This is a genomic window from Sphingomonas sp. GW821-FHT04B01 (genome assembly GCF_059420425.1).
This window is the reverse complement of sequence record NZ_JBWKTR010000001.1, coordinates 1,073,890-1,100,533: the sequence shown is the minus strand read 5'-3', so window position 1 is coordinate 1,100,533 and position 26,644 is coordinate 1,073,890. Positions and strand designations below refer to the sequence as shown.

The window sequence follows — 26,644 nt, the reverse complement described above, 5'->3', positions numbered from 1 at the left end:
TGCTTCGGATTCGTTAGAGCGCTTCGGCGCCGGAGATGATCTCGACCAGCTCGGTCGTGATCGCGGCCTGACGCGTGCGGTTATACTGGATCGACAGGCGATTGATCATGTCGCCCGCATTGCGGGTGGCATTGTCCATCGCGTTCATGCGGCTGCCCTGCTCGGATGCGGCGTTTTCGAGCATCGCGCGGAACACCTGGATCGCGACGTTGCGCGGCAGCAGGTCGGCGAGGATCTGCTCCTCGTCGGGCTCGTATTCCACCACGGCGCCCGCCGAGGTGACCGGCACGTCCGCCTTGGTCTCGTCGACCGCGACCGGGATGATCTGGCGACCGACGGGGAGCTGCACCAGCGCCGAGACGAACTTGGCGTAGAACAGATGCGCGACGTCGAACTCGCCCGCGGCATAGCGTGCGAGCAGGTCGTCGGCGACTTCGCGGGCCTGCTGGAAGCCGAGCGTCTTGTGGCCGCCCAGCTCGTGATCGGCGAGGATCGCGTTCGGGTAGAAGCGCTTGAGCACCCGCCCCTTCTTGCCGGCGAGATAGAAGCGCACGGTCTTGCCCTGCGCCTCCAGCTCCTCCGCCTTGCGGCGGGCGGCGCGGACGATGTTGGTGTTGAACGCACCCGCCAGACCGCGCTCCGAGGTGGCGACGACGAGCAGATGCACCTGGTCCTTGCCGGTGCCCGACAGCAGCGGCGACACGGTCGCCCCGCCGGCGAGCTGGCGCGACAGGCTGGAGACGACCGCCTCCAGCCGCTCCGCATAGGGACGGCCGGCCTGCGCCGCCTCCTGCGCGCGGCGCAGCTTGGCGGCGGCGACCATCTTCATCGCCTTGGTGATCTTCTGGGTCGATTTGACCGAGTTGATCCGGATCTTGAGGGCCTTCAACGACGCCATTGTTGTCCTTCATGTGCTCCTGCGCAGGCAGGAGCCCAGGGTTACCAAGCGAGCCGCTCTGGGCTCTGGGCTCCTGCTTGCGCAGGAGCACCGGATGTTACGCGAAGGTCTTCGCGAACTGGTCGAGCGCGGCCTTCAGCCCCGACTTGGCCTCGTCGCCGAGATCGCGCGTCTCGCGGATCTTGGTGAGGACGCCGGCGTGATTGGCGCGCAGATCCTGCAACATCGCCTGCTCGTAGCGGACGACGTCGGTCACCGCGACCTTGTCGAGATAGCCGTTGGTGCCGGCGAAGATCGACGCGGTCTGCTCCTCGAAGGGCATCGGCGAGAATTGCGCCTGCTTGAGCAATTCGGTGAGGCGCGCGCCGCGGTTGAGCAGGCGCTGCGTCGAGGCATCGAGGTCCGATCCGAACTGCGCGAACGCCGCCATCTCGCGATACTGCGCGAGCTCGAGCTTGATCGAGCCCGACACCTTCTTCATCGCCTTGGTCTGCGCGGCCGAGCCGACGCGGCTGACCGACAGGCCGACGTTGATCGCCGGGCGGATGCCGGCGAAGAACAAATCGGTTTCGAGGAAGATCTGGCCGTCGGTGATCGAGATCACGTTGGTCGGGATATAGGCCGACACGTCGCCCGCCTGCGTCTCGATGATCGGCAGCGCGGTGAGCGAGCCGCCGCCGTTGGCGTCCGACATCTTGGCGGCGCGCTCGAGCAGGCGGCTGTGCAGATAGAAGACGTCGCCCGGATAGGCTTCGCGGCCCGGCGGACGGCGCAGCAGCAACGACATCTGGCGATAGGCGACCGCCTGCTTCGACAGATCGTCGAACACGATCAGCGCGTGCATGCCGTTGTCACGGAAATATTCGCCCATCGCGGTGCCGGTATAGGGCGCGAGGAACTGGAGCGGTGCGGGCTCCGACGCGGTCGCGGCGACGACGATGGAATAGTCCATCGCGCCATTCTCTTCGAGCGTCTTGACGAGCTGCGCGACGGTCGAGCGCTTCTGGCCGACCGCGACATAGACGCAATAGAGCTTCTTCGACTCGTCCGACGACTGGTTGATCGTCTTCTGGTTGATGAAGGTGTCGATCGCGACCGCCGACTTGCCGGTCTGGCGATCGCCGATGATCAGCTCGCGCTGGCCGCGGCCGACGGGAACGAGCGCGTCGATCGCCTTGAGGCCCGACTGCATCGGCTCGCTGACCGACTGGCGCGGGATGATGCCCGGTGCCTTGACCTCGACGCGGCTGCGCTTCTCGGCGACGATCGGGCCCTTGCCGTCGATCGGGTTGCCGAGGCCATCGACGACGCGGCCGAGCAGGCCCTTGCCGACGGGGACGTCGACGATCGTGCCGGTGCGCTTGACGATATCGCCCTCGCGGATCTCCGAGTCCGAGCCGAAGATCACGACGCCGACGTTGTCGGCCTCGAGGTTGAGCGCCATGCCCTGCACGCCGTTGGCGAATTCGACCATCTCGCCCGCCTGGACGTTGTCGAGACCGTAGATGCGCGCGATGCCGTCGCCGACCGACAGCACCTGACCGGTTTCGGTGACCTGCGCTTCGGTGCCGAAGTTGCTGATCTGGTCCTTGATGACCTTGGAGATTTCTGCGGCGCGGATATCCATCGTGAGTTAGCCCTTCATCGCGTGCGCGAGAGTATTGAGACGGGTGCGGATCGACGAATCGATCATCTGTGAACCGATGCGGACGACCAGGCCGCCGAGCAAATCGGGGTCGACCGACAGGTCGACGGAGACGTCGCGGCCGACGCGCTGGCGGAGCTGCTGCTTGAGCTCGACGACCTGCTCGTCGTTCAGCGGATGCGCGCTGGTCACCTCGGCAGCGATCTCGCCACGGTGGCGCGCGGCGAGCTGGCGGAAGGCGCGGATGATCGCGGGCAGCTGGCCGAGGCGGCGGTTCTCGGCGAGGACGCCGAGGAAATTCTTCGTCGTGGCGTCGATGCCGAGCGCATCGGCGGTGGCGAGCACCGCCTTGACCGCGGCGCCGCGGGCGACCAGCGGGCTGACGGTGAGTGCGCGGAAATCGGCGCTTTCGTTCAGCGCGTCGCGCACCGTGGCGAGGCTGGATTCGACGGTGTCGATCGTCCTGGCGTCGCGCGCGAGATCGAACAGGGCGATCGCGTAACGCCCACCCAGGCTCGCCTGAATACCGCCGCCAGAAGTACCGATGGATGTCTCCACGGAGCTGAAGTCCTCGTGCCGAATGTTGGCCCATGGGGAAGAGGGCGCGCGATGCACACCTGCTATGGGTGGCGGGCGGCTAGCATGAGGGGGCGGTTAGTGCAAGTATCGAGCGCGCAAAGTGGTGTGCCGGCGGGGGTTTGAGCAACCCAATTCCTCCCCCGCCAGGGGGAGGTGGCAGCGCGCAGCGCTGACGGAGGGGGAGGTAGGGTGGGAGCGTTATGATTGGGCTTCCGCCCTGTCCTCCCCCTCCGTCACGGCTTTGCCGTGCCACCTCCCCCTTGCGGGGGAGGATTTAGGGCTTTCGTTCAGGATCGGGCGGGTAAGCCCGCTTCCGGCAAATGGAGACAAGACGATGCGATGGTGGGCGGCGGTGGCGATCGGAGCGATGCTCGCCCTGCCCGCGACCGCCGAGACGCTGCGCGTCGAGGGCGTCTTCGCCGCGCAGGCACGCGAGGCGAGCCTGTTGCCGACGATCGGCGTCGGGCCGTTCACCGGGCCGGACGGCGCGGAGCTCGCCGATGCGATCGAGCGGCGGCTGGCGAAGCTCGGCGCGGACGGGCTGCCGCACGTGCGGCTGATCCCGCCGGCCTTGCGCCCCGACGGGCTGCTCACCGGGCGTACCGGGGTGCAGGTCGCGAGCAGCGACTATCGCGAGGGGCGCGAGCGCTGCGCCGAGAAGAAGGACGGCAAATGCACGCGCAGGGAGCGCTATAGCGTCGCCTGCGTTCGCCGCACGGTGGCGTTGCGCGCCGATCTGGAGGTGCGGCGGCGTACCGGCGCGCTACCCTATACGGTCGCCAAGACGCGCGACGACCGCAGCGACTGGTGCGAGGACCGCGGCGTCGCGACCAATGTCGAGGGCGTGGTGAGCGGCATGATCGAATCGGTCGCCGCCGAGGTGCAGCACGATCTCGCCCCGCATGCGGAAGATTATACCGTCCGCGTGATCGAGACGCGCGACGGCCTGCCCGCCGATGCCGCGGCGCGGTTCAAACGGGCGGTGAAGCTGACCAAGCACGATCCCGCCGCCGCCTGCGCCGTCTTCGCCGAGGTCGACCGGCTGGCGCCGGACAATGGCGCGACGGCGTTCAATCTGGCGCTATGCGCGGAATCGGCCGGGCGGTATCGCGAGGCGGCGGATCGCTATGCTCGTGCGCGGCTGTTCGCGCCTTATGCCGGCGGCGAGGTGAGCAAGGGGCTGGCGCGCGTCACCGCGCTGGCGGCGGGCGCGCAGGACGTCGCGCTGATGCGCAGCCGGCCGGCGGTGACGGGTACCGGCTTTTGATCGCAAGCCGCGGGATGAGACGCGGCGAGCAATCGGCTATCACCATGGCATGACGATGATCGATCAGGACGCGGCCTGGACCGCCTTCGAGCGCCGCGACCGGACGCAGGACGGCGCGTTCGTTGTCGCGGTGCGCACCACGGGCATCTATTGCAAGCCGAGCTGCCCCGCGCGGCATCCGCGGCGCGACAACGTCAGCTTTCTCGCCGACGGCGCGGCGGCGCGCGCGGCGGGCTATCGCGCCTGCCTGCGCTGCAAACCCGACGACGTCGCCCGCGACAGCCGGGCGGTGGCCGAGGCGATCGCGCTGATCGCGGCGGCGGAGGAACCGGTCGGGCTGGCGGCGCTCGCCGCGCGGGTCGGCTATGCGCCGCATCATTTCCAAAGATTGTTCACCCGCGCGACCGGGGTCAGCCCCGCCGCTTATGCGCGCGCGCTGCGCGCCGGACGCGCGGCGGACGCGTTGCAGCAGGCGGACCGCGTCACCGATGCGATCTACGACGCGGGCTATGGCGCGGCGAGCCGCTTCTATGCCGATGGCGCCAGGCGGCTCGGCATGGCGCCGTCGGTCTGGGCGCGGGGCGGCGCGGGCGCGACGATCCGCTGGACGCAGGTCGCGACGTCGCTGGGGCCGCTGCTCGTCGCGGCGACCGACAAGGGGCTGTGCCGGGTGGCGTTCGACGAGGATGCGGCGGCGCTGGCGGCGCGCTTCCCGCGGGCGGAGATCGCGCCGGGCGACACGGCGCTAGCCGGCCTTGCCGCGGCGGTGGTGGCGCTGGTCGAGACGCCCGGCCGCGACGCCGCGCTGCCGCTCGACGTGCGCGGCACCGCCTTTCAGGAGGCGGTGTGGCAGGCGCTGAAGACGATCCCGGCGGGCGAGACGCGCAGCTATGCCGAGCTGGCCGCGCTCGCCGGCCAGCCGGGCGCGGTGCGCGCGGCGGGGACGGCATGCGGCAGCAACCCGCTGGCGGTGGTCGTCCCCTGCCACCGCGTCACGCGCAGCGACGGCGGGCTCGGCGGCTATGCCTATGGCGTCGAACGCAAGCGCGCCCTGCTGGCGCGCGAGGGCGGGTGAGCCGGGCCGCTGCGGATCGCCGCCTGGTTCGTCGAAGACGTATCAGGTTCGCGCAGAGGCGCAGAGGCGCAGAGCGTGTTGCGCTAGTCGCATCTGCGGCTCCGTTGCAATGACAGGGGCGCATTACCTCTGCGCCCAGGCGCGACACTTTCACCCTTTCGTCACCCCGGGCCCCCGCTTCTCCCCGATGGCAAGCGTGAAGGACGTAGCGGGACGCCGGATCAAGTCCGGGGTGACGGACCGGTGCTATCGCGGGTGCCGATGAATGTCGGCCGGCCTAATTCTCGATCGTCACCTTGGCGGCGTCCCCGCCGAGCGAGGCGAGCGCCTGCGGGCCGGTTTTGCCGGTCGCGAGCGCGGCGATGAGCCTGGCGGCGGCATTGTCGGGATTGCTGTGCGCCGAATAGGCGAGCGGACGCAGCGCCGTGCGGGCCTCGTCACGCTTGTCGTCGACCAACAGCTGCGTCGCATAGGCATAAGCGAGACCCTCGTCCTGCGGTACCAGCTCGTGGGCGCGACGCAGCGCGGCCTTGGCATTGTCGGTGGCCGGCGTCCCCGCCATGCCGAAGCTCGAATAGAAGAGCGTCAGCGCATAGGCGTCGTTGGTGTCGAGCTTGTTCGCGCGGAGCAGCCAGCTGCGCGCCCTCCATCATTCAACAACACACACATCGCTCGCTAGGCACAATCATAAGTATATGGATTTACTATAATTTACAATGCATCCAATATGGTATTTAATTTAATTGACTATTTACTTCTCGTCGGGAATCATCCCTGCTGATCTGATCAATTCTAAATTGGCTGATTATCTTGAAGGGAAATGAAAATGGTCTTTCTCGCATTTACCGCCGTGGCAATTCTTGCATCACCCCTTAGCCCCGCACCCACAATGAGCCTTTCATACGGGCAAGAGCAAAACGATGACAAAAGCACCGATAACGACAATATAATTGTTACAGCTCGCAAGCCAAAGCAGGTCGATACCACAGGCGGCGACAATTCTGACAATCCCGTTAGGACCAATCCTGACATTGGCCGCCCGGTGCAAGTTCCCAATCCGCTATTAAATCCACGACGCCCAAGAAATCCCGATGATATAAACGGCAATAACTGATGACGCTAAGGGATCAGCCCGTACGACAACTATAGACCAGCTTCTCGTTGGGCAGCGGCGGCAGCGTCGTGCGGATCGCCGATTGCTGCTGGGCGAGGCGCTCGATCGCAGCGGGGTCGACGGTGCAGCGGGATGCCGCGCCCTGCCCCTGCTGCAGCTTGCGCGCCTGCGCCATCGCCTGCGCGCCGAGCATGTAGCGGGTGTCGGTATAATGGCGGGTGAGCGGGTCGAAGGCGACGACCGACACCGTCTGCTCGCCGTCGGGCACCACCACGCGCTCCCAGCGGTCGCCGGTCGGCAGATATTGCACGCCGCCGCCGCACCCGCTGCGCCCCCAGTGCAGCGCGACGTCGCTGGTCGGCGAGACGGTGACGCGGCTGCGTTCGGGCTGGAAGACGCAGGTGAGCTTGCCGAGCGGCGCATTGGGCACGACCTGGCTGATCGCCGCGGGCGGCGGCGGGACGGCGGGCTCGCCCTTCGGCCGCAGCACGAAGACGAGCATCGCCACGACCATGACGAGGCCGCCGAGGCTCGCCGCCCAGATCGTCCGCCGCCGCTGCCCGTGCCCCTGCCCCTGCCCCTGCCCCTGCCCCTGCCCCTGCCCCTGCACTGCGAACAGCCCGGCCGCGCCGATCCCCATCGCGCCGAGCACCAGCAGCAGGCCGGCGAACCCCATGACGTTCTCACGCCGGGTCTGCGCGGTCTCGCGGGCGCGGGCGAGTGCCTCTTCGCGGCCCATCGCCGCGCGGGTGGCGGCGTCGCGCTGGCTGGTCAGGGCGTCGCTACGCGCGCGCACATCCGCCGCGCTGTCGTCGCGCAGCCGTTCCTCGATCGAGGTGCAGGCGGTGCCGACGCTGGCATAAGGCTGTTTCGCCTCGCGCAGGAAGGCGGACAGCTCGGTATCGGCGATCGCGAAGCCGAACGAGCCATCGCCCTCCTCGCCGCGGGTGATCGCCGAATTGATGCCGATCACCCGGCCGCAGCGGTCGAGCAACGGCCCGCCCGAATTGCCGCGCGCGATGCTGGCGGTGTGGAGCAGCACCTCGATCCCGGTCAGGCTGCGCCGACCGGAGAAGACGCCTTCCGAACGGACCGGCGAGGTCGGGCGGATGTAATCCGCGGCCGATTGCGCGGTCGCGAGATCGACGTTGCCGGGATAGCCGAGCGCGACCACCGGATCGCCCTCGCTCACCGGCCCGGTATAGAGCGCGGCCGCGGGCAGCCGGGCGCCGGCGAATTCGATCAGCGCGAGGTCGCGCTTGGCGTCATAGGCGACGACGCGGCCCTGGTAGCTCTTGTCGCCTTCCGACGGCACCACGCCGATCACGACATTGTCGGGATAGCGTTCCGCCAGTTCCATGACGTGCGCGTTGGTGACGATGCGGTTGGGTGCGATCGCGACGCCGCTGCCGTGGCCGAAGCCGACCACCTGCCCGTCGACGACGGCGATGGTGACGACGCGGACGACGCCGCGCGCGGTCGCACCGATGTCGTCGGCGGCGGCGGGCGTCGCCCAGAACGGGGCGCCGAGCAGGGCGAGAAGCAGGAGCAGGAGGCGGCGCATGTCGCGCCTTCCGAACGGCCTCGGCGCGCCGCTGTCAAGCACGGCGATCGGCCCCTGCCGCACCGTTTTGGTTTGGTTAGGAAAATCTCAAACTCTGATGCCTACCGCCGTCACTGAAGGTCGAGGATTGGTGTATGAGCGCGTTCGGGCGTCGCAACGGAATGGGTAACGGACAGCCGGCACGGCCGGCGTTCGGCGTGGCGCGCCCGATGCAGGGCAGCCCGGCGCCGCGTGCCGACGAAGCCGCACCCGGCAGCCAGTTCCCGCCGATCGAGACGATGCCGCTGCCCGGCGGCCTGCCCGGCGACGACCCGCTCGCCGGCAGCCTGCCCGCCGGCACGCTCGACGCGATGCAGCGACTCACCGACCGGCAGAATGCCAGCGGCGACGCCGGCAGCAGCCGCGGCGAGGGCTTCGAGGCGTCGATCCACAAGATCAAGGAACAGGTGCTGCCGCGCCTGCTCGAACGCGTCGATCCTGAGGCCGCCGCGACGCTCGGCAAGGACGAGCTCGCCGAGGAATTCCGCCCGATCATCGGCGAGGTGCTCGCCGAGCTCAAGCTGACGCTCAACCGCCGCGAACAGTTCGCGCTGGAAAAGGTGCTGGTCGACGAGCTGCTCGGCCTGGGGCCGCTCGAGGAATTGCTCGCCGATCCGGCGATCACCGACATCATGGTCAACGGCCCCGACCAGACCTATGTCGAGCGCAAGGGCAAGCTGGAGCTGGCGCAGATCCAGTTCCGCGACGAGGAGCATCTGTTCCAGATCGCGCAGCGGATCGTCAATTCGGTCGGCCGCCGCGTCGACCAGACCACGCCGCTCGCCGATGCGCGCCTCAAGGACGGCAGCCGCGTCAACGTCATCGTGCCGCCGCTGTCGCTGCGTGGCACCGCGATCTCGATCCGCAAATTCTCCGCCAAGCCGATCACGCTCGACATGATGGCGGGCTTCGGCAGCATGAGCCCCAAGATGGCGACCGCGCTCAAGATCGCGGGCGCGAGCCGGTTCAACGTCGTCATCTCGGGCGGCACCGGTTCGGGCAAGACGACGATGCTCAACGCTTTGTCGAAGATGATCGACCCCGGCGAGCGCGTGCTGACGATCGAGGACGCCGCCGAGCTTCGCCTGCAGCAGCCGCACTGGCTGCCGCTGGAAACGCGCCCGGCCAATCTGGAAGGGCAAGGCGAGATCAGCATCCGCGACCTCGTCAAGAACGCGCTGCGTATGCGCCCCGATCGCATCATCCTGGGCGAGATCCGCGGCAGCGAGTGTTTCGACATGCTCGCGGCGATGAACACCGGTCACGACGGCTCGATGTGCACGCTCCACGCCAATTCCCCGCGCGAGGCGCTCGCCCGTATGGAGAACATGGTGATGATGTCGGACATCAAGGTGCCCAAGGAGGCGATCAGCCGCCAGATCGCCGATTCGGTCGAGCTCATCATCCAGGTGAAGCGCCTGCGCGACGGCTCGCGCCGCGTCACCAACGTCACCGAGGTGATCGGCATGGAAGGGCCGGTGATCGTGACGCAGGAATTGTTCAAGTTCGAGTATCTCGACGAGAGCGCCGACGGCAAGATCATCGGCGAATATCGCTCGATGGGGCTGCGCCCCTATACGCTCGACAAGGCCAAGCAATTCGGGTTCGATCAGGCGTTTCTGGAGGCGTGCCTGTAGGATCGGCGTTATCGACCGCACGAACGCCCCCGGACCGTCAGCCCTGAGCCGGTCGAAGGGCGGTGAGTCCCATGGCGCTTCGACAAGCTCAGCACCAACGGGGCGCATGAAGGCCCGGTGCGCCGCGCCCCAACCCCTTGTGGCAGCGCCGGCGTTCCGCCGTTAGGGTCGGCCGATGCACCTGCTCCTGCCCCTCGTCCTGCTCGCCGCCTCGCCCCAGCCCGCGGGACGTGAGGGCGTCGTCACGCTTGCCGCCGACAGCGAGGCGCGCTGGGTGTCGTTCGACCTGACGCCGGGCAACCAGATCCGCTTCACGCTGACGCTCGACGAACGGCCGGTGACCGCGATCCTCGATACCGGGGTGAGCTATTCGGTGCTCGCCGCCAAGTCCGCCGCCGCCGATCCGGCGCGGGTCACCGCCAACGGCCAGGCGACCGCGATCGGCGGCGGCGGCAATGGCGCGGTGGCGGTGGGCTGGCTGGCGACGCGGCGGCTGGCGATCGGCGGGCTCACCCGCACCGGCGGCGGCGTCACCGTCGCCGACCTGCCCGCGCTCGCCACCGGCAGCGCGCAGGCGGTCGACATGCTGATCGGGCGCGACGTCACCGGCGGGCAGGCGCTCGACATCGATTACGCCAACCACCGCTTCCGCCTGCTGCCGTCGGGCCGGCTGCCGTTCGTCGGGGCGATCGCGCCGCTGTCCATCTCGCTCGGCCGCCGCGTCTACGAAAGCAGCGCGACGATCGCGACCAGACGGCTGGCGCCGATGATCGTCGACACCGGCGACGGCTCGGCGCTGACCTTGTCCGCCGCATCCGCCAGAACGGCGGGGATCGCGCGGCTGCCGACCACGACGACGATCTCCTTCGGCCTCGCCGGCGAGACGGTGAGCACGCTCGCCATCCTGCCCGCGGTGTCGCTGGGGCAGCAGGTGGTGCGCAACGTCGAGGCGCGGGTCGAGCCGGCGGGCGGCTTTTCCGAGACGATCGGCGTGGCGGGGCGGATCGGGTCGGGTCTGCTCCAGAATTACCGCGTGCTGCTCGACCCCGGCGCCGGGCGGATGGTGCTCAAGCCGGGGCCGGAGGCGAACGCCCCGCCGCTGCGCTCGACCAGCGGATTGCTGGTCGGGCTGGAGCGCGACCGGCTCAAGGTGCTGCACGTCATGCGCGGCGGGCCGGCGGCGGCGGCGGGGTGGCAGCCCGGCGAGACGATCTGCCGGATCAACGACCAGCCGGTCACCGCGGACTATCCGACGAGCGCACTGGCGAAATGGGCGATCGGCGCGCCGGGTACGGCGGTGCGGCTGGGCCTGTGCGACGGGTCGGTGCGGACGCTGACCTTGCGGCAATTCTACTGAGGCGGGGACGTCAGCGGAAGAAGCTTGGTTCACGCGAAGGCGCGAAGACGCGAAGAGAAGAAGAAGGGTATTTGCGCGCAGAGGCGCAGAGACGCAGAGATGGTCCGGCCGCGCCAGCGGCCTTCAGTCTTCCTCATCGCGGATGCATGGAGCTTCGCGCCGGACGCACCATCTCTGCGCCTCCGCGCCTCTGCGCGAACCAATCTCTTCTTCTCTTCGCGTCTTCGCGCCTTCGCGTGAACAATCCTGCCTTCCCGCCCGCAGAGCGGCGCCAATCCAAGGAGAGCGCCTGCCCTATTGCGTGTGCAGGCCAATGCTCACCAGCAGGATCGTCGCGAGCAGGGCCGCCATCTGGACGGTGCGCCAGTCGACGAAGCCGACACGGTCGGGATCGACGCGCAGCCGGCGGCGGCGATCGGCGAATGCCGCTGCAAGCGCGAGCAGCACCGACGCACCCGCCGCCCAGAACATAACCGGCATCGTCCGCGCTCAGCCGAGCTTCTCGACCTTGTCCTGCAGGCGCGTCAGCTCCGCCTTCAGTGCGGCGATCTGGTCGTCCTTGCTCGCCGTGGGCGACGGTGGCGGGGTCACCGGGGCGACGCCCGGCGTCTGGAACGCCTGCGCGGCGACCTCGAGCATCTGCAGGTTGCGCTTGGCGATCTCGGCGAAGGGGGAGTGCGCGAAGGCGCCCTCGACCGCCGACTTGAACTGTTCCTGGTTGCGGCGGAAACTGTCCATCGACGCTTCCAGATAACCCGGTACCATCGCCTGCATCGAATCGCCGTACATGGAGATGAGCTGGCGCAGGAAGCTGACCGGCAGCATCGTCTGGCCGCGGCTTTCCTCTTCCATGATGATCTGGGTCAGCACGTTGTGGGTGATATCGTCGTCGGTCTTGGCATCGACGACCTTGAAGTCGCGCCCCTCGCGGGTCATCGTCGCCAGATGCTCGAGCGTGATGTAGGACGAGGTCTCGGTATTATAGAGGCGCCGATTGGCGTATTTCTTGATGATGACGATTCCGTCGGCCCTGGCCTGTTTCTTCATATCGCTCCCCTGTCGCGCGACGGTCCTTTGCCGTGACTGATACCGATGGTACGCCGCAATTTTTCGCACCGCAACACGGCCCGCGCCCGTTGCCGCTGTTCCTCGACATGCTGCGCAGCGAAACCGCAGCAGACCCGGCGCGCACCGCGGCGGCGCTCGCCGGGCTCGCCGCCTATCAGCAGGCGCCACGCCCCTCCCCGCCGCCGCCGATGCCGGCACTCGCCACCGCCGGGCGCGCCTGCCTGCGTTATTATGGCGGGCGCGGCCGGATGGTGGTGTTCGTACCGTCGCTGATCAACCCGCCGGCGATCCTCGATCTCGGCGAAGCGTCGCTGGTGCGCTGGATGGCGACGCAGGGCTGCCGCGTCGCGCTGGTCGACTGGGGCGAGCCGGGCGCCGCCGATCGCGACATGGACATGACCGGCCATATCGAATCGCTGCTGCTGACGCTGATCGAGCAGCTCGACGAGCCGCCGGTGCTGGTCGGCTATTGCCTCGGCGGGACGATGGCGCTGGCGGCGGCGGGCGCCACCCCGGTCGCCGGCCTCGCGACGATCGCCGCGCCGTGGCGTTTCGCCGGCTATGGCGAATCCGCGCCCGGCATGCTCGACCTGTGGCAGGCGGCGAAGCCGACCGCCGAGGCGCTCGGCGTGCTACCGATGGAGGTGTTGCAGGCGGGCTTCTGGCGGCTCGATCCGGCGCGGACGATCGCCAAATACGAATCGTTCGGGCGGCTCAACCCCGAAGGTGCGGCGGCGCGCGCCTTCGTCCGGCTGGAGGATTGGGCCAATGCCGGTGCGCCGCTGCCGCTCGCCGCGGCGCGCGACCTGTTCGAGGGGTTCGTCGCCGCCGACCGGCCGGGCACCGGCGGATGGATCGTCCGCGACGCCCCCGCCTCCCCGGCCCGGCTCGACTGCCCCGCGGTCGAGTTCGTCTCGCTCACCGACCGGATCGTCCCGGCGGCCACCGCCGCGGGGCTCGCCGACCGGCGCGACCTCGGCCTCGGCCATGTCGGGATGATCGTCGGCGGGCGTGGGCGGACGATGCTGTGGGAGCCGCTCGCGCACTGGATCGCGGCGCTGCCGCCGGGTAGACACGCACCAAAGTAGGAGCAGGATCATCATGACCGAGATCGTCATCACCGCCGCCAAGCGTACCCCCGTCGGCAGCTTCCTCGGCGCCTTCGCCGCCACCCCCGCGCACGAACTGGGCCGCGTCGCGATCGAGGCGGCGCTCGCGCAGGCCGGCGTCGACGGCGCCGACGTGTCGGAGGTGATCCTCGGCCAGGTGCTCACCGCGGCGCAGGGCCAGAATCCGGCGCGGCAGGCGTCGATGGCGGCGGGCATCCCCAAGGAGGTGCCGGCCTGGGGCGTCAATCAGGTGTGCGGCTCGGGCCTGCGCGCGGTCGCGCTCGCCTGTCAGGCGATCCAGACCGGCGACGCGACGATCGTCGTCGCCGGCGGGCAGGAGAGCATGTCGATGAGCGCGCATGCGCAGACAATGCGCGGCGGCACCAAGATGGGCGCGGTCAGCCTCGTCGACACGATGGTGGTCGACGGCCTTACCGACGTGTTCAACGGCTATCACATGGGGATCACCGCGGAGAATCTCGCCGAGCAATATCAGGTGACGCGCGCCGACCAGGACGCCTTCTCGGTCGCCAGCCAGAACAAGGCCGAGGCCGCGCGCGGCAGCGGTCGCTTCAAGGACGAGATCGCGCCGGTGACGATCAAGGGCCGCAAGGGCGACACCGTCGTGGCGGACGACGAATATATCCGCGCCGGCGCGACGCTCGACAGCGTCGGCGGCGTGCGGCCGGCGTTCAAGAAGGACGGCACCGTCACCGCCGCCAATGCGAGCGGCCTCAACGACGGCGCAGCGGCGCTGGTGCTGATGAGCCGCGCCGAGGCCGAGGCGCGCGGCACGCCGGTGCTCGCGACGATCCGGAGCTGGGCGAGCGCGGGCGTCGACCCGTCGGTGATGGGCATCGGCCCGGTGCCGGCCTCGAGGAAGGCGCTGGAGAAGGCCGGCTGGACGCTCGCCGACCTCGACCTGATCGAGGCGAACGAGGCGTTCGCGGCGCAGGCGCTGTCGGTCGGCAAGGAACTCGGCTGGGATGCGGGCAAGGTCAACGTCAACGGCGGCGCGATCGCGATCGGCCACCCGATCGGCGCCAGCGGCGCGCGCGTGCTGACCACACTGCTCTACGAGATGGAAAAGCGCGACGCGAAGAAGGGGCTGGCAACCTTGTGCATCGGCGGCGGGATGGGGATCGCGATGTGCGTCGAGCGGTGACGCACGCGCTGACGAATGCGCAACATGCGGACATAAAAGCTGTAATTTTTGTGTCATTTTAGCGACACTTTTGACCAAACCGCTCGATTACGACTGTTTCTGTCGCAAACCGGCTTGTCCGCTTCGGTCCGGTTGCGCCAACAAGGTCTTCTGACAAGGCGCAAAGCCTGAAAACAGGGGACTGACATGAAGACTTGGTTGCTCTCCGCGAGTGCGCTCGCGGGCGGGATGTTGCTCGCCACCACCGCCTTTGCGCAGACGGCGCCCGAAGCCGGTGCGCCGCAGGCCGGCAGCAACACCGCTGGCACGTCGATGGCAGCGCCGGATCAGGACGAGCCGGAAGCGCGTCCGGGCGAGGAAATCGTCATCACCGGTTCGCGCATCCGTTCGCCCAACGCGGTTTCGGTCGTGCCGATCACCACGGTGTCGGCCGCCGAACTGACACAGACCGCGCGCACCTCAATCGGCGACGTGCTGAACGATCTGCCGCAGTTGCAGAGCACCTATAGCCAGTCGAACTCGACCCGCTTTCTCGGCACCGGTGGCCTCAATCTCCTCGATTTGCGCGGCCTCGGCACCCAGCGCACGCTGGTCGTGGTCAACGGCCGCCGTCATGTCGCGTCCGACATTCTGAACAACGCGGTATCGGTCGACGTCAATACCATCCCCACCGACCTGATCGACGGTGTCGACATCGTCACCGGCGGCAACTCGGCGGTGTATGGTTCCGATGCCATCGCCGGCGTCGTCAATTTTCGCCTGAAGCAGAATTTCGAAGGCCTGCAGATCCGCGCGCAGGGCGGCGTCAGCGACGAGAAGGACGCCGGCAGCTACTTCGTCAGCCTGACCGGCGGCAAGAATTTCGCTGACGATCGCGGCAACATCGCGATGAACGTGGAATATGCCCGCACCGAGGCGCTGTTCGCGTCAGGCCGCAAGGCCTACCGTCAAAACGATGCCTTCGTGACGACCAACGTCGATGCGGCCGGTGCCGGCGTCAGCGGCAATCTGAACTTCGACGGCATCCCCGACTCGACGTTCTTCCGCGATATCCGCGGCGCCAACATCTTCGACGGCGGCTTGGTCGCTTTCGCAGGTTCGCCCGCCGGCTCGGGCACGAACGCACGGTGCGGCCGTGACTCGCTGGGTCGCGCCTTCACCTGCAACTATCTGTTCCAGCAGGACGGCTCGCTTGTCTCGCAGACGGGCACCCGCGTCGGCATCGCCGGTGGTTCGGTAACAGCGCCGACCGCGACCCCGACCGGCGGCTTTGTCGGCGGCAACGGCAACACCCGTCGCGAGGGCACGCTGGTCCAGCTGCTGCCGCAACTCGACCGCTATTCGGCCAACCTGCTCGGCCATTTCGCGGTCTCCGACGCGTTCGTGCCATTCTTCGAGGCGAAGTACGTCCGCGTCGATTCGGTCAGCCTCGGCGGTTCGGGTCCGGCCTTCTACACGGGCTCGACGATCGACGCGCTCTACGAGCGTCCCCGTCTCGACAATCCGTTCCTCAGCGCGTCCTCGCAGGCGACGCTGGCGGCGCAGGCGTTGCAGGCGGTCAACTCGGGCATCAGCCCGACGACTGGTGCGGCGATCACCGCCGCACAGGCGGCCACGCTGCGCACACAGATCGCGAATGGCTCCTATCGCTTCATCCTGCGCAAGAACCTGACCGATCTGGGTTCGCGTCGTGAGGATGCCCGCCGCGAGACCTATCGCTTCGTCGGCGGCGTGCGCGGCGATTTCGCCGAGACGTTCAACTACGAAGTGTCGGCCAATTACGGCGAGTTCAAGGAGCGCACGCGCGTCCTCGGCAACGTCGACGTGCAGCGTCTCAGCCTCGCGCTCGACGCCGTGCGCAATCCCGCCGGGCAGATCGTCTGCGGCGCACAGTTGGACGCCAGCCGCTTCGCATTCGGCACCGACATCGGCGGCAATGCCGCCAATCTGGCCAGCGACATCGCCAATTGCCAGCCGCTCAATCCGTTCGGCCAGGGCAATATCTCGGAGGCGACACGCAACTACGTGCTGCGCAACACCGTCTCGGAAGGCAAGATCACGCAGCTCGACCTGCTTGCCAACGTGTCGGGTGACTCCTCGAAGTTCTTCAACCTTCCGGGCGGCGCTGTCGGCTTCTCGCTCGGTGCGGAATATCGCCGCGAGACCAATTACTTCCAGGCCGATCCCTACGTCGAGGCGGGCTACACCTTCTACAATGCCCTCGCCAGGTTCGACCCGCCGTCGTTCGAGGTGAAGGAAGCGTTCGGCGAGCTGCGCGTCCCGCTGCTCAAGGACATCACGCTCATCAAGGAGCTGACCTTCGGCGCCGCCGGGCGCGTGTCCGACTACAAGGGCTCGGCGGGCACGGTCTATACCTACAACCTGAACGGCACCTACGCGCCGGTTGAGGGGCTGCGCTTCCGTGCCAATTACGGTCGCTCGGTCCGCGCACCGAACCTGACCGAACTGTATGCATCGGCCGGCCAGAATTTCGCGCCCGGTTTCGCCGATCCGTGCTCGGCCGACAATCTGGGCCGTGGTACGCAGTTCCGCGCGGCCAATTGCGCGGCGGCGGGCATTCCGACGACGTACAACTTCCAATATGCCCAGTCGTTGGAAATCCTGAGCGGCGGCAACCCCGACCTGCGGGCGGAGAAGTCCGACTCCTACACCTACGGCGCGGTGATTTCGCCGACGTTCACGCCGGGGCTGATCCTGTCGGTCGATTACTACAACATCAAGGTGAACAACGTCATCAATTATGCGGGCGCGCAAGCAACCGTGAACAATTGCTACGATTCGCCGTCGCTGACCAACAATCAGTTCTGCGCGCAGTTCAACCGCGTCGCAGCCGGCGCGACCGGACCGAACGGCGAACAGCCGTTCCGTATCATCGAGGGTAATCTTGCCGACAATCCGCTCAACTATGCGAGCCTGAAGCGGCGCGGTATCGATGCCAACCTGAGCTATGCGCGCAGCTTCGGCGACACGCGTCTCTCGGGTCAGGTGATCTATACCCACATCCTGGAGAGCAGCAGCTTCCTCAACCCGTTGCAGCCGTCGTTCGCGGATACGACGGTCGGTGAGCTGGGCTATCCCAAGGATCAGGTGCAGGTGAACCTGGGGGCGGACTTCGGCATCGTCACGTTGGATACGCAGTTCCGCTACCTGTCGAAGCAGTCGGTCGGCGCGATCGAGAACCGCATCGCCTTCCAGGGCCGTCCGCCGCAGAACCTCGACGATTTCAGCACGCCTTATTATCCGGACGTGCTGTACATCGGCATGAAGCTCGGCTTCGACGTCGGTGAACGGTCCAGCTTCTACATCGGCGTCGACAATCTCACCGATCGTCTACCGCCGCTGGGGGCGACGGGCATCGGTGCGGGCAGCGCCATCTTCGACAACATCGGACGCCGCATGTATGCGGGCGTGACCGCGCGCTTCTAAGCGACGCCGTAGCGTGAAAATCGAGGGCCGGTGGTTTCCACCGGCCCTTTTTTCGTCCAGTCTCCACCGATGCAGAACGACCCGATGGGCGCCGTAGACGCGATGCTGCGAAGCGGCCGCGTCGCCGACGCCACCGCGACCGTTGCAAGGCTCGCGGCGGCGGGGCATGGCGGCGCGCTTTTCCAACAGGCGCTGTGGCAGCTTCAGGGCCACCCCCTGCCCCGCGACCTGGCCGCTGCCCGACTTGCGTTGCGGCAGGCCGCGGATTGCGATCATGGCGAGGCGCGGCTCGTCGAGATCACGCTTGCGGCGAACGGCACCGGTGCGGCCGCCGATTGGCCCGCTGCGATGCGACTGCTTGCGGCCGCCAACGCGGCGGGCGACCCGCACGCGCGCTACCTGCACGGGCTGCTGTCGGCGATGGCGATCGACGGCGACGGCCATCCGACCACGCCGCTCCTCGTCGAACCACTGACCGACGACCGCAGCGTGCGACGAGTGCGCGGTGCGCTGAGCGTCGCCGAGTGCACGCATATTGCCAATGCCGCCAGCGACCTGCTGGCTCCCGCCGTCGTCGTCGACCCGCGGACCGGCCGCCACGTGCCCCATCCAATCCGCACCTCGGATGCGGGCGTGCTGAGCCCGCTGCGCGAGGACCCGGTCATCCGTGCGATCAACGTCCGGATCGCCGCGCTCAGCGACACCCAGGTGGCGCAGGGCGAGGCGTTGACCGTGCTGCGCTATCGCCCCGGCCAGCAGTTCCGCCTCCACGCCGACGTCCTGCCCCAGGTGCGCAACCAGCGCGTCGCGACGGTCCTCGTCTATCTCAACGACGGCTTCGGCGGCGGCGAGACGACGTTCCCCGACCACGGCCTGACCATCCGCCCGAAGGCGGGCGATGCGATCATCTTCGACAATGTCGACGCGCAGGGCCGGCCGTTGGCCACCGCCCGCCACGCCGGCGAGCCCGTCCGCAGCGGCGTCAAATGGCTGGCGACGCGATGGATCCGGGCGCGGCCGTTCGACGTATGGACCGGCCCCGAAACGGCCTGATCACCCCCATTGCCGCGCATACCGCTGCCCCAGCAGCGTCAGCAGCTCATATTGCGACATCCCGCTCGCTGCCGCCGCCGCCGGCAGCGCGAAGTCGAGCGTGATCCAGTCGCCCTCCGCCAGATTCGGCGCGGCGGTGACGTCGATCGCCATCAGGTCCATCGAGACCCGCCCGATCACCGGCAGCGCCCCCCCGCCCGCCCGGCCGCGGTCGGAGAAGCCGCGGACATAGCCGTCGGCATAGCCGAGGTTAAGGATCGCCACTTCGGTCACACGCGGCGCGGTCCAGGTGGCGTTGTAGCCGACCGTCTCGCCGGCGGGGACGGTGCGGCGTTGCAGCACCTGCGCCTCGGGCGTCGCCACCTGGCGGATCGTGCCCGCGAATTCCGGCCGGACGATGCCGCCGTACAGCGCGATTCCCGGGCGGGTGAGATCGAAGGCGTACCCCGCCCCGAGCGCGATACCGGCGGAATTGGCGAGGCTCATCCGGCGCGCGCCCGTCACCCCCGCCAGCGCCGCGAAGGCGGCGCGCTGGCGATCGTTCATCGCGCTGTCCTCGTCGGCGCAGGCGAGATGGCTGATCAGCGTCTCGATCGTCAGCCCGTCGAGCAGGCCGTCGCGCACCGCCGCCGGCGAGACGCCGAGCCGGTTGATCCCGGTGTCGACCATCACGTCGCAGGCACCGCCGCCCGCCGCGCGCCAGCGCGCGACCTGCGTCTCGCTGTTGAGCACCGGGCGCGCGATGCCCTGCCGCGCCAGCGGCATGTCCTCGGCGCGGACGCCGTGCAGCACCGACAAAGGCAGGCCGAGCGGCCCCAGCCGCGCCGCCTCGGCCCAGGTCGCGATGAAGAAGTCGCGGCAGCCGGCGGCGGCGAGCTGCCCTGCGACCTCGCTCGCGCCGAGGCCGTAGCCGTCCGCCTTGATCGCCGCGCCGCACGCCGCCGTGCCGCTCATCCGGTCGAGCGCGCGCCAATTGTCGGCGAGGGCATGGCGGTCGAGGCGGAGGCGGAGGGGAGCGGTCACGCCGGGGCGTGTAATCGCCCCGGCTGCCGGCGTCGAGCCACGCCGGTTCAATCGAGCCGCGCGCGCACCCCGATCCACAGCGTGCGCGGCGTCGCGCGCTCGACGATGTTGGCGCCGCTGATCCCCGCCTCGACGCGCGCGTCGAAGACGTTCTCGGCACGCGCCTCGATCGTCAGCACGCGCGTCACCGGCAGCGCGGCATAGCCGTCGAGCGTCGTCGCGGGGGCGAGGCTGCGACTGTTCTGGTCGTCGTCGAACTGGCGCGCGACGTGACGCAGCGTCGCCGAGACGGCCGCGCGCCGCTGCCGCCAGCCGAGCGTCCCGGATAGCGCGTCACGCGGCGTCTGCGCCGGGCGCAGACCGTCGAGCACCACCGCCGCGCCTGAGGCGCGGACGCGTGCGTCGACATGGCTCCACGAGGCGAGCGCGGTGAACGGCCCGGTCGCATAGCGCGCATCGACCTCGACGCCGGTCGAGCGGATCGCGTCGAGGTTGCGGCGGACACGCATGGCGCTGGTCGGCGTCGCGGCGAGCGTCACGTTGGCGATCGCATCGTCGAGCTGGTTGCGGAACAGCGTCGCGGCAAGGCTGGCGCCGGCGAAGGGCGTCAGCGTCACGCCGCCCTCGATCCCCGTCAGCCGCTCGGGCGAGAGGCCGGCATTGGCGGCGGTGACGTCATTGCCGACGCGGAAGGGGCGATAGAGTTCGTTGAGCGTCGGCAGCCGCCAGCCACGATAGGCCGCCGCGCGCACCGTCACCGCCGCGGCGGCGCGCCACGCGGCGCCGAGCCGGCCGGTGAATTCACTGCCGTCGCGATCGGCGAAGCGATTGTCGGTCAGCGCCGCGCCGCCGGCGAGCGGGCGCTCGCGAAGAAAGCCGCCGTCGATCCGCCACCAATCGATACGCCCCGCCCCGGTCAGCGTCAGGTCGCCGAGCGCGACGCTGCCGTCGGCGAACAGGCCCTGGGTGCGGCTCGACCCGCCCGCCTCGCGGCGGCGGGTGGGGCTGGCGTTGACGAAGGTGAACAGCTCCTGCGTCTTGCCGGAGACGTCGCGGATGTCGGCGCCGAGCCGCAGGTCGATCGCCGCGCCGACCGGCGGCTGCACCTCCAGCCGCGCGCCGAGCCCGGTGGCGGGCGTGTTATATTGGTTCAGCGACTGGCTGACGGTCGTCCGCGCCGCGTTGATGCTGGCGAAGCTGGAGGCGAAGGCACGGGTCTGCAGATAGGCGAGCGCCGACCAGCCCCAGGCGCCGCGGCCGACGAGGCGCAGGCTGGCGTCGGCGCCGTCCGACCGGTTCGCGGTGAACGCCGTGCCGCGGTCGCGCCGGTCGGTGAAGGCGCTGACGTTGGTCTGCACCTCGGTCGACGGCGCGACGGTCACGACGGTACGCAGCGCCCCCGATGCCTGTTCGTAGGTCGCGGCGCGGTCGACCGGACCGCGGCTCGATGCGACCGTCGGCACGAAGCCGTCGCCGCGCGCATAGGCCCCCGACAGCGTCGCGAAGCCGCCGTCGCGGACGAGCGCCGCAGCGCCCTGCGCCTCGATCGAATCGCGGCTGCCGTAGAACAGGCTGGCGTCGAGCGGCGCGAGCTGGTCGGGGGTGGCGCTGTCGAGCTGGACGGTGCCGGCGAGCGCACCGGGGCCGAAATAGCCGCTGCCGCCGCCGCGCGTCACCCGCACCTGCCCCAGCCGCCCCGTGGCATAGGCCGGAAACGCGACCCAGCCGCCGAAAGGATCGGCCTGCGGCACGCCGTCGAGGATCAGCAGCGCACGGCTGGAGGCATTGCCGCCGATCCCGCGCAGGGTGATGCCCTGGCTGGTGGGATTAGCGGTGCGACTGTCGGACCGGCGGAACTGCTGCAAGCCGGCGACATCGGCGAGCACGCTTTCCAGCCGCGCGCTGGCATTGGCCTGAAGCCGGTCGCGGTCGATGGTGACGATGTCGAAGGCGCGCTCGCCGGGCGAATCGGGCAGGCCGCGGCCGGTGACGACGATATCGGGCGCGACGTCGGGATCGGCCTGCGCCAGCGCAGGGACGGCGATCGCCGAGACGAACAGGGCGGCGGTGGAAAGCAGAAGACGCATCGCGCCCCCTTGGCGGTTTCCGGCGCCGAGGAGAATGACAAACCTCGCTTATTCAAAGCGGTGTACCGGCCACCTTACGCGGTATGTGACATCGACATTGCAAGGACGACACGGATCGGGAACGATCTCGGTCGCGCTGCGCTTGCTGCGGACTCGAAGGAGATGGTCATGGCGGTTCCTTATTCTCTCCCGCCCGCGTCAGTGTCGCAGGGGGCGTCGCGATGAGCCGGCCGGTGCTCGGCGCGTCGGCGCTGCGCGACGAACTCAACCAGGCGGCGCTCCGCCTGTCGCTCGACAGCGAGGGGGCGAGGATCGAGTTCATGCTGCCGACGCTCGCCGATCCCTGGGACGGCGCGTCCGGCCACAATTGGGACGTCCAGGCGTTCTGCCCCGAGGAGCTCGATGCGATCGCACGCCGCGCGGTCGAAGAGGTCGCTGCGGACTGGGACCTCGACCCGCACAACACCGAGGATGACGTGACGTTCGTCGCCGATCGCTGACCGCGCCTTTATCGTCTCTTGCATCGCAGGTGCGCGACCGGCGCGACGTCTACCATTGTCGCGGGGCGATCGGGTCCCTAGAATAACTCTGACAATTTCCGAGAGAGGTATTTCCATGATCGACGGCGCCCTGCTGATCGGTGGCGAAGCACGCCAGGCCGCGAACCGGTTCACCGCGGTGAATCCGGCGAGCGGCGAGACGCTGACCCCGGACTTCTCGTCGGCGAATGCCGATGCGGTGGCCGAAGCCTGCACGCTCGCCGAAGACGCGTTCGCGACCTATGCCGCGACCGACCTCGATACGCGTGCCACCTTCCTTGAAGGCATCGCGCAGAACATCCTCGATATCGGTGACGAGCTGATCGAGCGCGCGATGGCGGAGAGCGGCCTGCCGCGCGCCCGCCTCGAGGGCGAGCGTGGCCGCACCGTCGGCCAGCTCAAGCTGTTCGCCGGCGTCGTGCGTCAGGGCGACTTCCTCGACGCGACGATCGACCCCGCTTTGCCCGACCGCGCGCCGCTGCCGCGCCCCGACCTGCGCCGCGTCAATCTCGCGATCGGCCCGGTCGCGGTGTTCGGCGCGTCCAACTTCCCGCTCGCCTTTTCGGTCGCGGGTGGCGACACCGCCTCGGCGCTCGCCGCCGGCTGTCCGGTGGTGGTGAAGGGCCATCCCTCGCATCCCGGCACCGGCGAGCTGGTCGCGCGCGCGATCCAGAAGGCCGTCGCGGACGCCGGCCTGCCCGCGGGCGTCTTCTCCTATCTGCCCGGCGAGACCAACGAACTGGGCGGCGCGCTGGTCGCCGATCCGCGCATCCAGGCGGTCGGCTTCACCGGTTCGCGCGGCGGCGGTCTCGCGCTGGTGCGCATCGCCGCGGAGCGGGACGAGCCGATCCCGGTCTATGCCGAAATGTCGAGCATCAACCCGGTCGTCCTCTTCCCCGCCGCGCTCGCCGCGCGCGGGGCGGCGCTGGCCAAGGAGTTCGTCGGGTCGCTGACGATGGGCGCCGGCCAGTTCTGCACCAACCCCGGCCTCGTGCTGGCGGTCGACGGCCCCGATCTCGACGCGTTCGTTGAGGCGGCGGGCGCGGCGCTGACCGACAGCGCGCCGGCGACGATGCTGTCGCCCGGTATCCACGCCAGCTTCGAACAGGGCGTCGCGGCGCTCGCCGGCCATGAGGCGGTGCGCACCGTTGCGCGCGGCAAGTCCGGCGAGGGCGTCAACCAGGCGGTCGGCGCCTTCTTCGAGACGACCGCCGACCAGTTCCTCGCCGACGTCAAGCTCTCGCACGAGGTGTTCGGCTCGTCGTCGATGCTGGTGCGCTGCCGCGACCTCGGCGAGATCGCCTCGGTGATCGCCAAGCTGGAAGGCCAGCTCACCGCGACGCTGCAGGTCGATCCCGCCGACGAGGCGGAGGCGGCGAAGCTGGTGCCGGTGATCGCGCGCCGCGTCGGCCGTATTCTGGCCAACGGCTGGCCGACGGGTGTCGAGGTGGCGCCGGCGATGGTGCACGGCGGTCCCTTCCAGGCGACGAGCGACGGGCGGACGACGTCGGTCGGCACGCTCGCGATCGCGCGCTTCCTGCGCCCGGTCTGCTTCCAGAACCTCGCGCCGGCGCTGCTGCCCGAGGCGCTGCACGACGACAATGGCTGGGGCATCGCGCGTCGCCTCGACGGCAAGCGCGAGGCGAGCCCGCGGTAAAGTCGGTTCGATTCCTCCCTTGCTTAGGCGGGGGAGGAATCGGCGGTAGCGTAGGGCTGCACCCGTTCCCCACTCACCCGTCACCCCGGACTCGTTCCGGGGTCCACCGGGCGGCTGGGGTACGGCTAGAGGCTCATGCCGTTCCCCTCGCCGCAGAGTGGACCCCGGAACAAGTCCGGGGTGACGGGTGTGGCGGGAACCGTTCCGAGGGTCAGGGGCTGCGCCGAAACGCCCCCTACAGCGCGACGGGCGTCACCGGCACGCCCGCGACGCCGGGATCGAAGGCGAACAGATTGCCCGCCTCGGGCTGATCCGCCAGCGCCGCTTCGTCGAGCCCCTTGCGCGCACTCGTCGCATAAGCGGTGCGCAGATCGGGGCCGCCGAAGGCGATCTTGGTGATGTTCGATGCCGGCAGCCTGACCGTGCCGATCAGTTTGCCCGACGGGTCGTAGCGCCGCACGCCCCAGCCGCCCCATAGCGCGACCCAGAGACACCCCTCGGCATCGACCACCGAACCGTCGGGATGGCCGGCGCCTTCCTCGATGGTCGCGAACGGCGCCGCCTCGCCGAGCGTGCCGTCGGCACCGATCGTCGCGCGCCAGATCGTCTTGCCGATCGTGTCGGTGTGGTAGAGCGTCGTGCCGTCGCCGGCGATCGCCGGGCCGTTGGTGATGCACACCGGTGCGAGGCCGCTGTCGGTGACGATGCCGGCAGCATGGCGATAGACGCGGCCGCTCATGTCGGTCTCGGCATCGTCCATCGTGCCGAACCAGATGCGCCCCGCGCCGTCGGTCGCGGCGTCGTTGAGCCGGTTGCCGGCGGGATCGCCCTCCGGCCGGGCGAGGAAGGTGAAGCTGCCGTCCGCCGGATCGAAGCGGTGCAGCCCGGTGCGCAGGCCGGCGATCATCCCGCCATCCGCGCTCGGCAGCATCCAGCCGACCTGATCGGGCGCATCCCAGCGCCGCGCCTCACCCGTCGTCGGGTCGAAACGGTGGACGTGGCGGCTCTTGATGTCGACGAACCACAAAGCCTGCTCGCGCGCCACCCAGACCGGGCCCTCGCCGAGGATCGCCTGCACCGGCAGGACGGTACGAACATCATGGTCGGTCATCGCGCAATTCCTCTCCACTTGGGGTCGCGCGCTCCATCCACCGAAGCGCGGCTTTCGTCTAGTCTGACAAAAGCCGCGCGCGGGCTCAATCCATGTCGAACAGGTCGCGATACTGGCGCGGCTGCGAGCGCAGATACTGGTCGGGCGCCTTGACGTGCGCGCCGAGATGCGCGGCGGCATGCCACGGCCAGCGCGGATCGTAGAGGATGGTGCGGGCAAGCGCGATCATATCGGCATCGCCGGTGCCGACGATCGCCTCCGCCTGTTCGTATTCGGTGATGAGCCCGACCGCGACCACCGGCAGGCCGCACCCCTGTTTCACCGCGCGGGCGAGCGGCACCTGATAGCTCGGGCCGGTCGGAATCTCCTGCCGCGGGTCGAGCCCGCCGCTCGACACGTGGATCGCCGCGCAGCCGCGCGCCTCGAGCGCCCGAGCGAAGGCGACGGTCTGATCGGCATCCCAGCCGCCCGCGACCCAGTCGCTGCCCGAGACGCGCATCGTCACCGGCTTGTCGGCGGGGAAAGCGGCGCGCACCGCGTCATGCACTTCGAGCGGGAAGCGCATCCGGTTTTCGAGGCTGCCGCCATAATCATCGGTGCGCCGGTTGGAGAGCGGCGAGAGGAATTGATGCAGCAGATAGCCGTGCGCGCCATGGAGCTGCACCGCGTCGATGCCGAGCCGCGCGGCGCGGCGGGCCGATTCGGCGAAGGCGTCGACGAGCCGCTTAAGATCGTCCTCGGTCAGTTCGGTCGGCAGATTCTCGCCCTCGGCGAAGGGCAGCGGCGACGGTGCGACCGTCTGCCAGCCGTCGGCGTGGTCGCGCGCGATCTGCTTGCCGCCCTTCCATGGCAGGTCGGTCGATGCCTTGCGGCCGGCATGGGCGAGCTGGATCGCGATCGGCATGTCCGAATGGCGGCGGATCGATTCGAGCACGCGGGCCATCGCCGCCTCGGTCGCATCGTCCCACAGGCCGACGTCGCCATAGGTGATCCGCCCCTCCGGCACGATCGCGGTCGCCTCGATCGTCAGCAGGCCCGCGCCGGACAAGGCGAGATGGCCGAGGTGGATCAGATGCCAGTCGGTCATCCGGCCGTTCTCGGCGGAATATTGGCACATCGGCGCGATGACGATGCGATTGGACAGGGTTGTGCTGCCGATGGTGATCGGCTGGAACAAGGCAGAAGACATGGAGACCTCGCGTGGGGGACG

The 26,644-nt window shown here is 69.1% G+C and carries 22 protein-coding genes; 11 read left to right on the top strand and 11 right to left on the bottom strand.

Annotated elements, in window-relative coordinates; translation table 11 throughout:
• Positions 1–13 precede the first annotated feature (13 nt).
• The 3 genes from AC07UH_RS05405 to AC07UH_RS05395 all read right to left on the bottom strand — a co-directional run bounded on the left by AC07UH_RS05405 (position 14) and on the right by AC07UH_RS05395 (position 3,101).
• Positions 14–898, bottom strand: a complete 885-nt coding sequence (locus tag AC07UH_RS05405) for a F0F1 ATP synthase subunit gamma (RefSeq protein WP_495179097.1) — start codon at positions 896–898, stop codon at positions 14–16.
• A gap of 97 nt (positions 899–995) precedes the next feature.
• Positions 996–2,525 (bottom strand): F0F1 ATP synthase subunit alpha, encoded by a 1,530-nt coding sequence (gene atpA / locus AC07UH_RS05400; RefSeq protein WP_038662651.1) that lies wholly within the window; start codon positions 2,523–2,525, stop codon positions 996–998.
• 6 nt (positions 2,526–2,531) lie between these two features.
• Entirely contained in the window at positions 2,532–3,101 is a 570-nt protein-coding gene (locus tag AC07UH_RS05395; protein WP_495179098.1) for a F0F1 ATP synthase subunit delta, read from the bottom strand.
• A 355-nt stretch (positions 3,102–3,456) separates the two neighbouring features.
• Here AC07UH_RS05395 and AC07UH_RS05390 point away from each other — a divergent pair, with 355 nt between their 5' ends.
• A complete protein-coding gene (locus tag AC07UH_RS05390; protein WP_495179099.1) occupies positions 3,457–4,389 on the top strand; it encodes a hypothetical protein in 933 nt (310 codons plus the stop codon).
• 49 nt (positions 4,390–4,438) lie between these two features.
• A complete protein-coding gene (gene ada / locus AC07UH_RS05385; RefSeq protein ID WP_495179100.1) occupies positions 4,439–5,464 on the top strand; it encodes a bifunctional DNA-binding transcriptional regulator/O6-methylguanine-DNA methyltransferase Ada in 1,026 nt (341 codons plus the stop codon).
• A 277-nt stretch (positions 5,465–5,741) separates the two neighbouring features.
• Here ada and AC07UH_RS05380 read toward each other — a convergent pair whose 3' ends face one another.
• On the bottom strand, positions 5,742–6,026 hold the full coding sequence (locus AC07UH_RS05380; RefSeq protein WP_495179101.1) for a hypothetical protein: 285 nt from the start codon (positions 6,024–6,026) through the stop codon (positions 5,742–5,744).
• Between the two features lie 258 nt (positions 6,027–6,284).
• On the opposite strand from AC07UH_RS05380, the gene AC07UH_RS05375 reads away from it, so the two are divergent.
• Positions 6,285–6,578 (top strand): hypothetical protein, encoded by a 294-nt coding sequence (locus tag AC07UH_RS05375; RefSeq protein ID WP_495179102.1) that lies wholly within the window; start codon positions 6,285–6,287, stop codon positions 6,576–6,578.
• Positions 6,579–6,591: 13 nt separating this feature from the next.
• Here the strand turns inward: AC07UH_RS05375 and AC07UH_RS05370 are convergent, their stop codons facing one another.
• On the bottom strand, positions 6,592–8,142 hold the full coding sequence (locus AC07UH_RS05370; protein ID WP_495179103.1) for a S1C family serine protease: 1,551 nt from the start codon (positions 8,140–8,142) through the stop codon (positions 6,592–6,594).
• 134 nt (positions 8,143–8,276) lie between these two features.
• Here AC07UH_RS05370 and AC07UH_RS05365 point away from each other — a divergent pair, with 134 nt between their 5' ends.
• On the top strand, positions 8,277–9,818 hold the full coding sequence (locus AC07UH_RS05365; protein ID WP_169742540.1) for a TadA family conjugal transfer-associated ATPase: 1,542 nt from the start codon (positions 8,277–8,279) through the stop codon (positions 9,816–9,818).
• Positions 9,819–9,993: 175 nt separating this feature from the next.
• A complete protein-coding gene (locus AC07UH_RS05360) occupies positions 9,994–11,175 on the top strand; it encodes an aspartyl protease family protein (protein WP_495179104.1) in 1,182 nt (393 codons plus the stop codon).
• Positions 11,176–11,469: 294 nt separating this feature from the next.
• Here the strand turns inward: AC07UH_RS05360 and AC07UH_RS05355 are convergent, their stop codons facing one another.
• Positions 11,470–11,655, bottom strand: a complete 186-nt coding sequence (locus AC07UH_RS05355) for a hypothetical protein (protein ID WP_495179105.1) — start codon at positions 11,653–11,655, stop codon at positions 11,470–11,472.
• Positions 11,656–11,664: 9 nt separating this feature from the next.
• Positions 11,665–12,222: a polyhydroxyalkanoate synthesis repressor PhaR gene (phaR, locus tag AC07UH_RS05350; protein ID WP_137899549.1), complete on the bottom strand. Its 558-nt coding sequence runs from the start codon at positions 12,220–12,222 to the stop codon at positions 11,665–11,667.
• Between the two features lie 107 nt (positions 12,223–12,329).
• Between phaR and AC07UH_RS05345 the strand changes: the two genes are divergently transcribed.
• The 4 genes from AC07UH_RS05345 (at position 12,330) to AC07UH_RS05330 (ending at position 19,017) form a co-directional block, all read left to right on the top strand.
• Positions 12,330–13,331 (top strand): alpha/beta fold hydrolase, encoded by a 1,002-nt coding sequence (locus tag AC07UH_RS05345; RefSeq protein WP_495179782.1) that lies wholly within the window; start codon positions 12,330–12,332, stop codon positions 13,329–13,331.
• A 13-nt stretch (positions 13,332–13,344) separates the two neighbouring features.
• Complete coding sequence (locus AC07UH_RS05340) at positions 13,345–14,517, top strand: acetyl-CoA C-acetyltransferase (protein WP_495179106.1); 1,173 nt, start codon at positions 13,345–13,347, stop codon at positions 14,515–14,517.
• Positions 14,518–14,703: 186 nt separating this feature from the next.
• Positions 14,704–17,964 (top strand): TonB-dependent receptor domain-containing protein, encoded by a 3,261-nt coding sequence (locus tag AC07UH_RS05335; protein WP_495179107.1) that lies wholly within the window; start codon positions 14,704–14,706, stop codon positions 17,962–17,964.
• Positions 17,965–18,048: 84 nt separating this feature from the next.
• A complete protein-coding gene (locus AC07UH_RS05330; protein ID WP_495179108.1) occupies positions 18,049–19,017 on the top strand; it encodes a 2OG-Fe(II) oxygenase in 969 nt (322 codons plus the stop codon).
• Here the strand turns inward: AC07UH_RS05330 and AC07UH_RS05325 are convergent, their stop codons facing one another.
• Both AC07UH_RS05325 and AC07UH_RS05320 read right to left on the bottom strand, forming a co-directional pair.
• Positions 19,018–20,040, bottom strand: a complete 1,023-nt coding sequence (locus tag AC07UH_RS05325) for an alanine racemase (RefSeq protein ID WP_495179109.1) — start codon at positions 20,038–20,040, stop codon at positions 19,018–19,020.
• Between the two features lie 47 nt (positions 20,041–20,087).
• Entirely contained in the window at positions 20,088–22,127 is a 2,040-nt protein-coding gene (locus AC07UH_RS05320; RefSeq protein WP_495179110.1) for a TonB-dependent receptor, read from the bottom strand.
• Between the two features lie 221 nt (positions 22,128–22,348).
• Here AC07UH_RS05320 and AC07UH_RS05315 point away from each other — a divergent pair, with 221 nt between their 5' ends.
• Complete coding sequence (locus tag AC07UH_RS05315) at positions 22,349–22,627, top strand: hypothetical protein (RefSeq protein ID WP_038662692.1); 279 nt, start codon at positions 22,349–22,351, stop codon at positions 22,625–22,627.
• A 115-nt stretch (positions 22,628–22,742) separates the two neighbouring features.
• On the top strand, positions 22,743–24,323 hold the full coding sequence (locus tag AC07UH_RS05310; protein ID WP_495179111.1) for an aldehyde dehydrogenase (NADP(+)): 1,581 nt from the start codon (positions 22,743–22,745) through the stop codon (positions 24,321–24,323).
• 235 nt (positions 24,324–24,558) lie between these two features.
• Here the strand turns inward: AC07UH_RS05310 and AC07UH_RS05305 are convergent, their stop codons facing one another.
• Both AC07UH_RS05305 and AC07UH_RS05300 read right to left on the bottom strand, forming a co-directional pair.
• Positions 24,559–25,434, bottom strand: a complete 876-nt coding sequence (locus tag AC07UH_RS05305) for an SMP-30/gluconolactonase/LRE family protein (RefSeq protein WP_495179112.1) — start codon at positions 25,432–25,434, stop codon at positions 24,559–24,561.
• A gap of 85 nt (positions 25,435–25,519) precedes the next feature.
• Complete coding sequence (locus AC07UH_RS05300; RefSeq protein WP_495179113.1) at positions 25,520–26,623, bottom strand: NADH:flavin oxidoreductase/NADH oxidase; 1,104 nt, start codon at positions 26,621–26,623, stop codon at positions 25,520–25,522.
• Positions 26,624–26,644: the final 21 nt, after the last annotated feature.